At 71.7% G+C, this 14,317-nt stretch carries 10 protein-coding genes, 2 pseudogenes and 1 riboswitch; of the genes and pseudogenes, 3 read left to right on the top strand and 9 right to left on the bottom strand.

Translation table 11 applies throughout. The annotated features are described in order from the left end of the window. Positions 1-160, top strand: a pseudogene (locus tag ACFV4G_RS35265) (ABC transporter ATP-binding protein); the annotation flags it as partial. Between the two features lie 43 nt (positions 161-203). Beyond that, a complete protein-coding gene (locus ACFV4G_RS35260) occupies positions 204-2,762 on the top strand; it encodes an ABC transporter permease (RefSeq protein WP_380446270.1) in 2,559 nt (852 codons plus the stop codon). A gap of 179 nt (positions 2,763-2,941) precedes the next feature. Here the strand turns inward: ACFV4G_RS35260 and ACFV4G_RS35255 are convergent, their stop codons facing one another. The 7 genes and pseudogenes from ACFV4G_RS35255 to ACFV4G_RS35225 form a co-directional block, all read right to left on the bottom strand. Further along, a complete protein-coding gene (locus tag ACFV4G_RS35255) occupies positions 2,942-4,309 on the bottom strand; it encodes an NAD(P)/FAD-dependent oxidoreductase (RefSeq protein ID WP_359968203.1) in 1,368 nt (455 codons plus the stop codon). Between the two features lie 428 nt (positions 4,310-4,737). After that, positions 4,738-5,679, bottom strand: coding sequence for an exopolyphosphatase (locus tag ACFV4G_RS35250; protein ID WP_380446269.1), 942 nt, complete (start codon positions 5,677-5,679; stop codon positions 4,738-4,740). Positions 5,680-5,804: 125 nt separating this feature from the next. Further along, a pseudogene (locus ACFV4G_RS35245) lies at positions 5,805-6,344 on the bottom strand (DUF501 domain-containing protein); the annotation flags it as partial. Then, a complete protein-coding gene (locus ACFV4G_RS35240; protein WP_380446268.1) occupies positions 6,316-6,801 on the bottom strand; it encodes a septum formation initiator family protein in 486 nt (161 codons plus the stop codon). The pseudogene ACFV4G_RS35245 and the gene ACFV4G_RS35240, both read right to left, overlap by 29 nt. A gap of 210 nt (positions 6,802-7,011) precedes the next feature. After that, positions 7,012-8,298 (bottom strand): phosphopyruvate hydratase, encoded by a 1,287-nt coding sequence (eno, locus tag ACFV4G_RS35235; RefSeq protein WP_380446267.1) that lies wholly within the window; start codon positions 8,296-8,298, stop codon positions 7,012-7,014. A gap of 254 nt (positions 8,299-8,552) precedes the next feature. Beyond that, positions 8,553-9,482, bottom strand: a complete 930-nt coding sequence (locus ACFV4G_RS35230) for a transglycosylase family protein (protein WP_380446266.1) — start codon at positions 9,480-9,482, stop codon at positions 8,553-8,555. A 5-nt stretch (positions 9,483-9,487) separates the two neighbouring features. Then, positions 9,488-9,656, bottom strand: a riboswitch (cyclic di-AMP (ydaO/yuaA leader). 210 nt (positions 9,657-9,866) lie between these two features. Next, positions 9,867-11,150 (bottom strand): cytochrome P450, encoded by a 1,284-nt coding sequence (locus ACFV4G_RS35225; RefSeq protein WP_380446265.1) that lies wholly within the window; start codon positions 11,148-11,150, stop codon positions 9,867-9,869. 266 nt (positions 11,151-11,416) lie between these two features. On the opposite strand from ACFV4G_RS35225, the gene ACFV4G_RS35220 reads away from it, so the two are divergent. Beyond that, positions 11,417-11,845: an SDR family NAD(P)-dependent oxidoreductase gene (locus ACFV4G_RS35220; RefSeq protein WP_380446264.1), complete on the top strand. Its 429-nt coding sequence runs from the start codon at positions 11,417-11,419 to the stop codon at positions 11,843-11,845. A 22-nt stretch (positions 11,846-11,867) separates the two neighbouring features. Here the strand turns inward: ACFV4G_RS35220 and ACFV4G_RS35215 are convergent, their stop codons facing one another. Both ACFV4G_RS35215 and ACFV4G_RS35210 read right to left on the bottom strand, forming a co-directional pair. Further along, a complete protein-coding gene (locus ACFV4G_RS35215; protein WP_380446263.1) occupies positions 11,868-12,890 on the bottom strand; it encodes a MazG family protein in 1,023 nt (340 codons plus the stop codon). Between the two features lie 732 nt (positions 12,891-13,622). Further along, on the bottom strand, positions 13,623-14,207 hold the full coding sequence (locus ACFV4G_RS35210; protein WP_380446262.1) for a tol-pal system YbgF family protein: 585 nt from the start codon (positions 14,205-14,207) through the stop codon (positions 13,623-13,625). Positions 14,208-14,317: the final 110 nt, after the last annotated feature.

Below are 14,317 nucleotides of genomic sequence, written 5' to 3'. Positions count from 1 at the left end.
GACCGTCGTCATGGTCACCCACGACCCCGTCGCCGCCTCCTACGCCGACCGCGTCGTCTTCCTCGCCGACGGCCGCATCGTCGACGAACTCCACACCCCCACCGCCGACACCGTCCTGGACCGCATGCGCCGCTTCGACGCCAAGGGCCGCACCAGCTGACCTTCCGGCAACCGAACGCCCGCACTTGAACCCAGGACACCTCATGTATCGCACCGCACTGCGCAACGTGCTGGCCCACAAGGGCCGACTGCTGATGACGGCTCTGGCCGTCATGCTGGGCACCGCCTTCGTGGCGGGCACCATGGTCTTCTCCGACACCTTCGGCAAGGCCATGCGGGACAGCAACTCCAAGAGCTACTCGGACGTCTCGGTCCAGGTCGTGGACAACGCGGCCGGCTCCCGCGTCTCGGCCAAGGAGAAGAGCGAGAGCGGCTCCGCCACGCTCACCGACGCCACCGTCCAGCAGTTCGCCGCGCTGCCGGGCACCGCCGGCGCCCGTGGCGTGGTCAGCGGCTTCACCGGCGTCGCCGACCGCAACGGCAACCTGGTCGGCCAGTTCTGGGCCGCCAGGGGCGCCAACTTCACCCCGGGCCAGGACGGCGGGGACACGCGCTACCCGATGGCCGAGGGCCGGGGGCCGGCGAACGGCAAGGAGATCGCGCTCGACCGCAAGACCGCCGACAAGGCCGGTTACAAGGTCGGCGACACCGTCCGGGTGGCCGCCAACGGGCCGGTCATCGAGGCGAAGCTCACCGGGATCTTCACCACCGCCGACCCGGTGGTGAACTCCGGCGGCACGCTCACCCTGTTCGACCGCGCCACCGCCCAGCAGCTACTCCTGGAGCCGGGCCGCTACAGCAGCATCGTGCTCACCGCCAAGCCCGGCACCACCGAGGACGCGCTGCTCGCCCAGGTCCAGCCCACGGTGCCGGCCGGCAGCCAGTTCGATGTCGAGACCGGGGCCAAGCTCAAGGCCGACGAGCAGAAGCAGATCGCCGAGGGCACCAACACCCTGCGCACCGTGCTGCTCGCGTTCGCCGGCATCTCGCTCTTCGTCGGCATCTTCATCATCGCGAACACCTTCACCATGCTGGTCGCCCAGCGCACCAAGGAACTCGCGCTGCTGCGGGCGATCGGCGCCAGCCGCAAGCAGGTCACCCGCTCCGTCCTGGTGGAGGCGCTGGCGATCGGTGTCGTCTCCGCCGTCGCCGGTCTGCTCGCGGGCGTCGGGATCGGCGCCGGGCTGCAGTCCCTCATGAGCACGCTGAACGCGGACATGCCGCAGGGCTCGCTGGTGATCAAGCCGCTCACCATCGGCGTGACCCTGCTGGTCGGTGTCCTGGTGACGGTGCTGTCGGCCCTGCTGCCGGCCATGCGCGCCTCCCGGATCGCCCCGGTGGCCGCGATGAGCAACGGCGACCAGCCGGTCAGTCAGAAGAGCCTGGTGGTCCGCAACACGATCGGCTCCCTCCTCGCCGCCGGCGGTCTCGCGCTGATCGGCTTCGGCGCCTCGACCGGCAACGACACCGGCCGGATGCCGGTCGCGATCGGCGCCTTCCTGGCCCTGATCGGCGTGTTCGTGCTGCTGCCGCTGCTCTCCCGTCCGGTCATCGCCCTGGTCGGCCCGGTGCTGCGCAAGCTGGCCGGCACCCCGGGCAAGCTGGCCCAGCAGAACGCCGTGCGCAACCCCCGCCGCACCGCCTCCACCGCCGCCGCGCTCACCATCGGCCTGACCCTGGTCACCGGCCTCACCGTGCTGGGCGCCTCGGTCACCGGCGTGATCGACCGGGCCATCACCGACTCGATGAAGGCCGACTACCTGGTCGGCACCGCCAACGGGATGGGCCTGTCCGACCAGGTGCCCGGCGAGATCGCCAAGGCCCCCGGGGTGGCGGCCTCCTCGCCGCTCACCTCCGTCTACTGGAAGCTCGACGGCACCAGCAAGGCGATCAGCGGCCTGAACGCGGACAGCTTCGACCAGCTCGCCTCGGTCAAGCTGACCAGCGGCTCCACCGCCGCCCTCGGCCAGGGCCGGCTCCTGGTGGACCAGGACGTCGCCACGAAGTTCAACGTCACCACGGGCTCGACCATGGCCGTGACCTTCCCGGACAAGTCCACCGGGCAGCTCACCGTCGGCGGCGTGTACGAGAAGGGCGGCATGCTCGGCCCGGTCGTCCTGGCCAACGGCGAGATCCTCAAGCACGAGCCGAAGGCACAGGTCACCGACGTCCTGGTCAAGGGCAAGGACGGCGCCACCGCCGCGCTCAAGCAGTCCCTCAAGGACGCCACCGGTGCCAACCCGGTGATCGAGGTCAAGTCCAAGCAGGACGTCCGGGACCGCTTCAGCCAGTCCATCACCTTCATCCTGAACCTGATGTACGGCCTGCTGGCGATGTCCGTGCTGGTCGCGGTCCTCGGCGTGATCAACACGCTGGCGATGTCGGTCTTCGAGCGCAAGCGCGAGATCGGCATGCTGCGGGCGATCGGCCTGGACCGCCGGGGCATCAAGCGGATGGTCCGTCTGGAGTCCGTGGTGATCTCGCTGTTCGGCGCCGGGATCGGCGTGCTGCTCGGCTGCTTCATCGCCTGGGCCGTCAACGGCACCCTGAAGTCCAGCCTGGCCGGGCTCACCACGGTCGTGCCGTACGGCCAGCTGGCGCTCTTCCTGCTCCTCGCCGGACTGGTCGGCCTGGTGGCCGCGATCTGGCCGGCCCGCCGGGCGTCCAAGCTGGACATCCTGGAGAGCATCAAGACCGACTGACGGCCGGTCCGGGAACGCGAAAGGCCCCTGCCGGAGGGTTCGGCAGGGGCCTTCCAACTTCTGTACTCCGCCCGGTCGCACGGCCGGCTGAGCACCACGGAGGTCGTGGTCCGGCGACACTGCCGGGCGGAGGGCCTCCGACTCATACCCCGGTGCTCCCACACCGGGGTCTCAGTCGCTTACTTGCTCGCGAGTTCCTTCTCGGCGGCCGGCTTGGCGGCCTCCACGGGCTTCGTGGGCGGGGTGACCTCCTGGATGGGCAGGTACGGCTGCTCCATCTGGGACAGGCCGACCATCTCGCGCTTCAGGAAGACGGCGAGGGTCCAGTCGGTGAAGACGCGGACCTTGCGGTTGAAGGTCGGCACCATGGCGCCGTGGTACGCGCGGTGGAACCACCAGGCGAGGCGGCCCTTCAGCTTGAACTTGCCGAAGAGGATCGCGACACCCTTGTGCAGGCCCAGACCGGCGACCGCACCGAGGTTCTTGTGCTTGTACTCCTTCTGCGGGAAGCCGCGCATGCCGGAGATCACGTTGTCGCCGAGGACGACGGCCTGGCGGCAGGCGTGCTGCGCGTTCGGCGGGCACCAGGCGCCCTCGCCGGCGGCGAGGTCCGGCACCTGGGCGTTGTCGCCGGCGGACCAGACGTAGTCGAAGCCCTGGACCTGGAGGGTCGGCGCCGTGTCGACGTGGCCGCGCGGGCCCAGCGGCAGGCCGAAGTGGGCCAGCACCGGGTTCGGCTTCACGCCGGCCGTCCACACGATGGTGGAGGCGTCCATCTCCATGCCGTTCTTCAGCACGACGTGGCCGTCGACGCAGGAGTCCATGGAGGTCTCGATGTAGACCTCGATGTTGCGCTCGCCGAGCTTCTCCTTGGTCCACAGACCGAGGTCCGGGCCCATCTCGGGGAGGATGCGGTTGGCCGCCTCCACCAGGATGAAGCGCATGTCGTCGCGGCTGACGGTCTTGTAGATCTTGGCGGCGTCGCGCGCCATGTCCTCGACCTCGGCGATCGTCTCGACGCCGGCGAAGCCGCCGCCGATGACGACGAAGGTCAGGGCCTTGCGCCGGATCGCCTCGTCCGTGGTGGACTCGGCCTTGTCCAGCTGCGCCATGACGTGGTTGCGGAGGGCGATGGCCTCCTCAACCGTCTTCATGCCGATGCCGTTCTCCGCCAGACCCGGGATCGGGAAGGTGCGGGAGACCGAGCCGGTCGCGACGACGAGGTAGTCGAAGGGCAGCTCGTAGGAGTCGCCGGCCGCGGGCGCGATGGTGGCGACCTTGCGGGCGTGGTCCACAGCGGTCACGTGACCGGTGAGCACCTCCGCCTTCTTGAGGGCGCTGCGCAGGGGCGCGACGAGGTTGCGGGGCGCGACGTTGCCGCCGGCCGCCTCGGGGAGGAAGGGCAGGTACGTCATGTACGACCGCGGGTCGACGACCGTGACGGTCGCTTCGCCGTAACGCATCTTCTTGAGGATGCGCATCGCGGCATACAGGCCGACGTAACCACCGCCGACAATGAGGATGCGAGGACGCTCCGTGGTGCTCATATCCGAAAGTATCCAGCACCGTCCGGAGCAGCCTTCGTGAGCCCGGTCACAAGCGGATGGACACCCCGTGCTACACTGCGCGGCCACAAAACGGCCTCCTCGGGGACACCTCACCGCACCCGCGGGCACCCCGTGAGCACCCGGGGTCACACCACCCTGCTGAGCAGCAACGATCCGTACAGCACCCGGGTTCCCGCTTGTGATTTCGATTTTCAAACCTCAAGCGAGGCCTGACCTGCGATCCAACGGGCGACGCGCGGTGACAGCCTTCGGTCCCACAATTCGGACGTAGCGGACGAGCGGGTGCGACGAATGACTGGATCGCCATGTGAAGAAATTCACGAACTTTTCCGCCCGTGCCCGGGCGCGCCCCGGCCCCGGCCCCCCGTTCGGGGTTCCGGAGCCGGTCGGGTAAGGCCCGCAACGGGTCAGGAGGCGATACTCCAGGCGATGCCGTCCAGGATGTCGTGCTCGCTCACGACGACCTCGGCGGCGCCGGTGCGCTCCATGATCTCCAGCAGCTCCAGCGCCCCGGCCGCGATCACGTCCACCCGGCCCGGGTGCATCGACGGGATCGCGGCGCGCTCGGCGTGGGTGGCGGCCAGCAGCTCGCGGGCGATCTCCGCGACCCGCTCCCGGCCGATCCGCGAGTGGTGGATCACCGCCGAGTCGTAGGCCGGCAGGTCCAGGGCGATCGCGGACACCGTGGTGACCGTCCCGGCGAGGCCCACCAGGGTGGCCGCGCCGGTCAGCGGGACGGCCTCCTCGGCCTTGTCCAGCTCGGCCCGCACGTGCGCCCTGGCCTCGGCGATCTGCTCCGCGGTGGGCAGCTCGGCGCCGCCGAAGTGCCGCTCGGTCAGCCGGACGCAGCCGATGTCCACCGAGCGCGCGGCCTGGACGTCGTCCGCGCCGAGCACGAACTCGGTCGAGCCGCCGCCGAGGTCGAACACCAGGTACGGCGCGGCGAACTGACCGCCGGTCAGCTCCTTGGTGGCACCAACGAAGGACAGGTGCGCCTCCTCCTCGCCGCTGACCACCTCGGGCTCGACGCCGAGGATCTCGCGCACGCCCTTGACGTACTCGTCGCTGTTCTCGGCGTCCCGGGAGGCGCTGGTGGCGACGAAGCGGATGCGCTCCGGGCCGATCCCGAAGCCGTCGACGACCTCCCGGTACTCCCGGCAGGCCGCGAAGGTGCGGGCCAGCGCGTCCGGGTGCAGCCGGCCGGTGCGGTCCACGCCCTGGCCCAGCCGGTTGACGATCATCCGGCGGTCCAGGTCGGTGATCTCACCGGTCGCCGGGTCCAGGTCGGCGACCAGCAGCCGGATCGAGTTGGTGCCGCAGTCGATCGCGGCCACGCGGGTCGTGCTCACTCGGACTCCCGCGCCTCGGCCTCGTCGGCGGCGCGCTTCTTCGCGGCGCGCTCGGCGGTCTTCTGCTCCTTGGCGGCGATGACGGCCTCGTGGTCCTGGTCCTTGGCCCGGTTGCGCAGGACCCGCTCGCCGGCCGCCTCGACCTCGGCCGGGGAGACGCACGGGCCCTTGGCCCACCAGTCCTCCAGCATGCCGATCGCCTCGTCACCGAGCGGGTTGACGCCCTCTCCGGCGGCCAGCGAGTGGCCGACCAGCACGTGCAGGCACTTGACCCGGTCCGGCATGCCGCCGGCGCTCGGGAAGCCCTCCAGCACCTCGATGGCGTCGCGCCGGGCGATGTAGTCCTCGTGCGCCTTCTGGTACGCGGCCGCCAGCTCCGGGTCCTCGGCCAGCCGGGCGGTCTGCTCCTTCATCACGCCGTCCGCCTCCAGGGTGCCGATCAGCGAGGCGGCCTTGGGGCAGGTCAGGTAGTAGAGCGTCGGGAACGGCGTGCCGTCGGGCAGCCGCGGGGCCGTCTCGACGACGTCCGGGTTGCCGCACGGGCAGCGGTGGGCCACGCCGCGCAGGCCGCGCGGGACCCGGCCCAGCTGGGCGGCGATGGCGGCGACGTCGGCGTCGGAGACGGCGGGGTGGTTCTCAGTGGTCATGGGGGGAGGGGTCTCCAGCGGGGGACGGTGGGAGGGGACGGGTCGACGGCGCGATGGGGGCCAGGGCCGCGGTGTCGGCGGCGTCCACCGAGTCCCAGACGCTGGAGTACCAGGGCTTGGCGGCCTTCACCGCGCCGCCGGCCGTGCCGTCGGAGGGGGCGGGCGGGGCGGCGGAGGACTGGGCGGCGCCCGCTCCGGCCGGATCCACCGCGATGTACGGGGTCTCCCCCGGCATCGCGTAGTGCAGCCGGGCACGGGCCTGCGCCTTGACGTACTCCGGGTCCTGCCAGCGGGCCTTGTCCCGGCGCAGCTGCTCGACCTGCTGCCGGGCGTGCTCGGCCTTCGCCCGCTGGGCGGAGATCTCGGCGCGCTGGGAGATGAACTGCCGCGTCGGGTAGGCGAGGATCGCCACCAGCGAGCAGAGCACCAGGACGAGGACGGTCGCCCGGCTCGTGAAGCGAGGACGGGCCGCCAAGCCCGGGATCCTCCAGCCAGCCATCTCCCGTTCCCCTCCTGGTCGCGACGGTGCCCCGCCGTCCACCCTACGGGGTGAACGGCGGGGCACCGGTCAGGCGTGCACCACCGGAGGTGTTCGGCCCTCGTGCTCGCTGTGCGTACTACTCCGCCGAACGGCTGTGCTCATTGCTCCGCGGAGCGACCGTGCTGATTACTCCGCAGAGCGTGATTACTCCGCGGAGCGGAAGCGCGGGAAGGCGCCGCGGCCGGCGTACTCGGCGGCGTCGTCGAGGATCTCCTCGATGCGCAGCAGCTGGTTGTACTTGGCGACGCGCTCGGAGCGGGCCGGGGCGCCGGTCTTGATCTGGCCGCAGTTGGTGGCGACGGCCAGGTCGGCGATGGTGACGTCCTCGGTCTCGCCGGAGCGGTGCGACATCATGCAGCGGTAGCCGTTGCGCTGGGCCAGCTCGACGGCGTCCAGGGTCTCGGTCAGCGAGCCGATCTGGTTGACCTTCACCAGCAGCGCGTTGGCGGTGCCGGTCTCGATGCCCTTGGCCAGGCGGGCCGGGTTGGTGACGAACAGGTCGTCGCCGACCAGCTGGACCTTGTCGCCCAGCTTGACGGTCATGGCCTTCCAGCCGTCCCAGTCCGACTCGTCCAGCGGGTCCTCGATGGAGACCAGCGGGTAGGCGGCGACGAGCCCGGCGTAGTACTCGATGAGCTCCGCGGCCGAGAGGGCCTTGCCCTCGAACTGGTAGGCGCCGTCCTGGTAGAACTCGGAGGCGGCGACGTCCAGGGCCAGCGCGATGTCGCGGCCGGGCACGTAGCCGGCCTTCTGGATGGCCTCGGTGATGAGGTCCAGGGCCTCGCGGTTGCTGTCCAGGTTCGGCGCGAAGCCGCCCTCGTCGCCGAGGCCGGTGGACAGGCCGCGCTCCTTCAGGACGCCCTTGAGGGTGTGGTAGACCTCGACGCCCCAGCGGACGGCCTCGGAGAAGGACTCCGCGCCGATCGGGGCGATCATGAACTCCTGGATGTCGACGTTGGAGTCCGCGTGCGAGCCGCCGTTGAGGATGTTCATCATCGGGACCGGCAGGACGTGCGCGTTCGGGCCGCCCAGGTAGCGGAACAGCGGCAGGTCGCTCGCCTCGGAGGCGGCGTGCGCGACGGCCAGCGAGACGCCCAGGATGGCGTTGGCGCCGAGCGAGGACTTGTCCGGGGTGGCGTCCAGGTCGAGCATGGCCTGGTCGATCAGGCGCTGCTCGGTGGCGTCGTAGCCGACCAGCTCCGGGCCGATCTGCTCGATGACGGCCAGGACGGCCTTCTCCACGCCCTTGCCGAAGTAGCGGTTCTTGTCACCGTCGCGGAGCTCCAGCGCCTCGAAGGCACCGGTGGAGGCACCCGACGGGACAGCGGCACGACCGGTGCTGCCGTCGTCGAGGCCGACCTCGACCTCGACCGTGGGGTTGCCACGCGAGTCGAGGATCTCACGGGCTACGACGACATCGATGGACGGCACGAGGCATCTCCTTGCGGAAGCAGGGTCCCGCTGACCAGTGGTGCGGCCGGCGGGATGATTGCGGAGTCGTTACGACCAGAGCCTAACCGCACGTGGTCCCGGGGCCACGCCGACCTCGGTCCCGTCTCAGCGTGTGGCCGGGCTACTTACCGGTAGTTCACCTGGGCTCCCCGGGAAAAGGGGCGGAAGCGGACGAAGGGGGCCGATCCGGGGTCGGCCCCCTCCGTGGCGTGTCGCACCGGTTCCGGCCGGCGTCAGCCGAGGTGCAGCACCTGGCCGGGCAGGATCAGGTTCGGGTCGCCGCCGACGGTGCCGCGGTTGCCGTCGTAGACCGACTGCCAGCCGCCGTGCACACCCTGGGCGGACGCGATGCTCGACAGCGTGTCACCGGCGTGGACGGTGTAGTCGTGGCCGCCCTGCGGGGCGACGGCGGCGCGGGGGGCTTGCTGCTGCGGCTGGGCGTACTGCTGCTGGACCTGCTGCTGGGCGTACTGCTGCTGGGCGGCCTGCTGCTGGGCCTGGCCCGCGTACTGCTGGTAGACGCCCTGGTGGCTGGTCCAGTACCAGGTGCCATTGTTCTGGTACCAGTACACCTTCGCGTCGGCGTCCCAGCCGGCCTTGCCGGAGAAGCCCGGGGCCTGCGGCTGCTGCTGGGCCTGCTGCGTGTGCTGCTGGTACTGCTGCTGGGCGGGCTTCTGAGCCGGCTTCGGCTGGGCCGGCTTCGCCGCGGGCTGCTGCTGCACCGGCTGGGAGTGCTGCTGCGCGGCGGGCTTGGCGTCGGAGGTGTCGACGGCGGCGGGGGCGCCGCCCTTCGACAGGCCGGCCTTCTTCGAGCAGACCGGCCAGGCGCCCGGACCCTGCGAGGCCAGGACCTTCTCGGCCACCGCGATCTGCTGGCCCTTGGAGGCCTGGTTGGCCTGCGCCGCGTACGCGGTGCCGCCGAAGGCCTTCCAGGTGCTGGAGGTGAACTGCAGGCCGCCGTAGAAGCCGTTGCCGGTGTTGATGCCCCAGTCGCCGCCGCTCTCGCACTGGGCGACGGAGTCCCAGGCGGAGGCCGGGGCGGCGGAGGCGCCGGTGGCGGTGAGGATCGGCATCGCGAGTCCGACGCCGGCCACTCCGGCGACGGCGATGGCCTTCTCGGTCTGGGTGCGACGGCGGTGACGACCGGTTCCAACGAACAGCATGAAGGGGTCCCTCTCCGCACGCCTGCGAGGTGAGCTGTCGGGTTCGGACCGGGAGGTGGCCCGGCCGCCGTCTGCGGAAACGATTCCGCTCGGGCGGCTTCACCCCAAGCCGTGGAGGAACGGCAACAAACCTGGTTCCCCCGCCCCTGCCCAGGGTTCTGGTCGGTTTCCCGTGGCGCGGCGGGCAGGACTCGGCGTTCCGCACTCGGGGTCCGCAGCTGCGAACTCCAGGGAGAGTAGACAGATCCTCAGACCAATCACAAGCTCATATCGCAGACATCACACAGAAATTACGGCACGTGGTCGATCGCCTACCAACGGCGGTTGTTTGTCCGGATTGATGGGTGTTCATACGGCCGATCCGTACCGGTTCGCGACGTCCCGTCAGTGTGTCGGAGCGTCGGGAAGCGCGTGCGGTGAACGGCTCTCGGGACTGAATTCGACCGGAAGTTCGCGCAATCCGCGCATGATCAGGCCACCGCGCCACCGCAGGTTCTCCGGGCTTTCCGCCAGCGCGATATCGGGCAGCCGGGACAACAGCGTGGCCAGCGCCGACCGGCCTTCGAGCCTGGCCAGCGGGGCGCCGATGCAGTAGTGGATGCCGTGCCCGAAACCCAGGTGCGGGTTGTCCGCCCGGGCCAGGTCCAGGGTGTTCTCGTCCGAGAACCTGGCCGGATCCCGGTCCGCCGCCGCCAGCACCACGAGCACCGGGTCGCCGACCGGGATGTCCACCCCGCCGATGGTCAGCGGGTGGGTCGCGAACCGCCACGTCGCCAGCTCCACCGGACCGTCGTAGCGCAGGAGTTCCTCGATCCCGGTCTCCAGCAGCGCCGTCTCGCCCCGCGCCACCGACTCCTGCAGCAGGCGGCGCTGCTCCGGGTTGCGCAGCAGCGCGTACGTCCCGTTGCCGATCAGGTTGACGGTCGTCTCGAAGCCGGCGAACAGGAGGATGAACGCCATCGCGGCGGCCTCGTTCTCGGTGAGGTGCTCGCCGTGGTCGCTCGCCCGGATCAGGCCCGAGATCAGGTCGTCCCCGAGGTCCGCCCGCTTGCGGTGGATCAGCTCCAGCAGGTACGCCCGCATCCGCTTCACCGCCCGCCCCACGCCGCCGCGTTGGCCGCCCCCGTGGCGGATCATCATGCCGGCCCAGTCACGGAAGTCGTCCTGGTCCTCGGCCGGCACGCCGAGCATGTCGCAGATCGCGTAGATGGGGAGCGGGAACGCGAACTCGTGGATGAGGTCCGCCGAACCGCGCTGCGCGAAGCCGTCGATCAGGCGGTCGGTGAGCTGCTGCACCCGCGGCTCGAACTCGGCCACCCGGCGCGGCGTGAACGCCTTCGACACCAGGCGGCGCAGCCGGGTGTGGTCCGGCGGGTCGATGTTCAGCAGGTGCGTCATCAGGTCCGCCTGCCGCTCCCCCGGGATCCCGACCCGGCCGGTGCGGTGCGCCTGCTCGCTGTGGTGCGCCGGGTTCTTCGACAGCCGGCCGTCCGCCAGCGCCTGCCGCGCGTCCGCGTACCGCGTCACCAGCCAGGCGTCCACCCCGCTCGGCAGCGTGGTGCGGTGCACCGGGGCGTGCTCGCGCAGCCACGCGTACGCCGGGTACGGGTCGGCGGCGAACTCCCACGTGAAGAGCGGCGGGCGGGCGGCGTCGGGCTGAACTGGCATGGGACGACCGTATCCGGTGGGTCGGGGGCACCCCGCCATCTACGGTGAGTGACCGGATCGTCAACGGCCCGCGGACCGTTCCTCAACGCCCCGCGAACGGCCCGTGGACAGTGCGTGGACCGGTTTTGGACAGCTCTTGGACGGTGGGCAGGCGTGAGCCTGGTCACCTGAGGGGTAACCCCTGTTGCGGAGGGTCAGGACCTGCCTACGATCCTCGGCAGAAATCGTGGGCGTCAGTGCGGACCGCCCACAGGGAGGAGCGCACCATGCGGGTCACCGGGGCAGTCGTCGTCATCGCGGTACTCGACGGCGGGTCGGGAGCCGACCTCGCCCGCCGGTTCACCGCGGCCGGCGCCGCCGGAGTGCTGATCGCCGACCAGCGGGCCGGCGTCGCCGAGGACCTCGCCGGCGAACTCGACCGGCCCGGCTGCCCCGTCGTCGGCGTCGGCGGGGACGTCCGCCGCCCCAGCGACGTCGCCGCGCTCGTCGACACCGCCGAGAAGCACCTCGGGCCGATCGACCTGTTCTGCGTCGCCGGCCCGGACGGCGAGCGGATCATCTCCCTCGCCGACCTGCCCGACCACCTCGGCCTGGAGCGCCTCGCCGAGCTCGTCGCCCTCGTCGGCGAGGCCATCGGCGAGGTCGTCCTGCCCCAGCCTCGGACCGCCGTCCAGGACGCGGTGACGGCGGCCTGAGGCCCTTCCCCTTCCCCCGCGTCTACTCCGGCTTGAGGCCCTCGGCCTCGCGGACCGCGTCCCGGTAGGCGCGCGCCGCCGCGCGCAGCGCAGCGTCCACGTCCACCCCCGCGTCGTGCGCCCGCTGCGCCACGGCCAGCAGCAGCCTGCCCGCGGACTCCTCCGTGAGCTCCGCGGGCAGCTCGTACGACTCGTCCGGCACGCCCTCGAACCCGGCCCGGCGCACCCGCGACACCAGCTTCGCCGCGTACGCGAGCGACGGCAGCCCGGCCGGCACGCCGTCCAGCACCGACTCGCGGTCCGCCTTCTCGGCCGCCTTCAGCTGCTCCCAGTTCGCCTCGACCTCGGCGGCGCCCTCCGCCTCGACGTCCCCGAACACGTGCGGGTGCCGGTACATCAGCTTCTCGACCAGGTCACCGGCCACGTCGTCGATCGAGAAGGCGTCGGTCGGGTGCTCCTCGGCGATCCGCGAGTGGAAGAACACCTGGAGCAGGACGTCCCCCAGCTCCTCGCGCAGCGTCTCCCGGTCCCCCTCCTCGATCGCCTCGACCAGCTCGTACGCCTCCTCGACCAGGTACTTCACCAGGCTCGCGTGCGTCTGCTCGGCGTCCCACGGGCAGCCGCCCGGCGAGCGCAGCCGGTCCATCACCGAGACCAGGTCCAGCAGGCGGGCGCCGGGCAGGTCGTACGACCCCGGCAGCACCTCGATCTCCGGCACCTCCCCCGCGTGCTCCACGGCCAGGCGCGCCAGCGCCGCGGTGAGGCCCGGGTCCCCGTCGGGGCTGCCCAGCCACACCGTGGGGGCCCGGCCGGCGGGCTCCTCGGTCAGCAGCCGCGCCAGCGCCGGCGCCGAGGCCGGCTCCACGATCTCCACGTCCACCCCGGCCTGCCGCACCGCGGCCACCTGCGGATGCCCGACGTCCCCCGCCAGCACCCGCCCCGCCGACCGCAACGCCTCCCATGCCGGCCACGCCAGCAGCCCGGGGGCCACCCGGTGGGTGGTGGTGAGCAGGATCAACTTCGCGCCCGGAGTATTCGTCGTCACACCCCGAACCTACCCGCCCCGGCCCCCTGCCCGACCAGCAGAACCCGATCCGGACCACCGTCCCGCGGATCTCCGGGAAGTCGCCCCCGGCGTCTCGCCTCGGTACAGGGCTTCGCGTCTCACACTGGACTCGAAGGCCAGGCACACGAAGTCGGGCAGGGCGACTCCCCACGCGCCCCGCACAAGAAGTCGGCCCCGCCGACCTCCCGCACCATCGGGCCTCGCGCAACGCCGCTTCCCCGCATCCGGGGCCCTGCGCAGAAAGTCGGCCCCATCGACTTCCTACGCCGCAGCCCGAAACGAGGCTCCGCACAGGAAGTCGGCCGGGCCGACATCCGGCACACCCCGCCATCCCCGGACGCGGGCCTCCACAGGAAGTCGGCACCATCGACTTCCTACAGCGCGGCCCAGTGGGCGGGGGCGATGCCGCCGACCTCTCACGTGGAGGTGGACGCCAGGAAACGGAAACGTACGAAGTCGGCCCCATCGACTTCCTACGGCGCAGCCCAGCGGGCGGGGGCGATGCCGCCGGCCTCCCACGCTGAGGTGGACGCCAGAAGACCGAAGCACAGGAAGTCGGCCCCAACGACTTCCTACGGCGCAGCCCAGCAGGCGGGGGCGATGCCGCCGGCCTCTCACGCTGAGGCGAAGGCCAGGCACGGAAGCACAGGAAGTCGGCCCCAACGACTTCCTACGGCGCGGCCCAGCGTTCGGCGGGATGGGGGGTGAGGCTCAGCGGGTGGTGCGGTGGGGTTGGAGGGTGTTCAGGGAGTGGCGGAGGCGGCGGACGGCGGGGTGGTGGGGGCCCTCGCGGCGTTCGCGTTCGAAGAGGAGCTGGAGGAGCCACTGCCAGGCGTTCTCGGCGTCTCCCGCGGCGGCGAGCCGGAGGCCGATGCGTTCGCGGAGGTCGAAGGCGCGTTCCGGGTCGGGGTCGTGGGCCGCCGTCGCGAGGAGGGACTGGTACTCGGCCATCGCCTCCGCGCCCTGCCCGAGGTGGTCGAGGCAGATCGCCGCGCGGTAGCGGTGGTCAAGGGCCTGGGGTCCGAACGGGCCGCCCTCGGCGGTGGCGGCGAGGCGGCGGTACTCGGGGAGGGCCTGCGCGTGGTGTCCCTCCTGGAGGAGGGTGCGGGCGTAGATGGTGCGGATCGTCCGTACGAGCGGCGCGCCGTCGCCGAGTTCGGCCTCGGCGCGGGGCAGTAGCCGGGCGGCGAGGCCGAGGACCTCGGTGTGGCGGCCGGCGTCGACGAGGTCGGAGAGCCGTCCGCACTCCGCGCCGAGGTCCGGGGCGGACGGGACGGCAGGGACGAACGGGACCACCGGCGGCACCGCCGGCGGCGGCGGGGTCGCCCCGGGCACACGGCCACCCGCCAAACCCACACCGCCACGACGTGCAGCCCGAGCCCCCGGCCCCCCGCGAACAGCTGCTC

Source organism: Kitasatospora sp. NPDC059747 (assembly GCF_042732955.1).
Taxonomy (GTDB): domain Bacteria; phylum Actinomycetota; class Actinomycetes; order Streptomycetales; family Streptomycetaceae; genus Kitasatospora.
The sequence above is the reverse complement of the archived record's forward strand: the minus strand, read 5'-3'. Positions and strand labels throughout refer to the sequence as shown.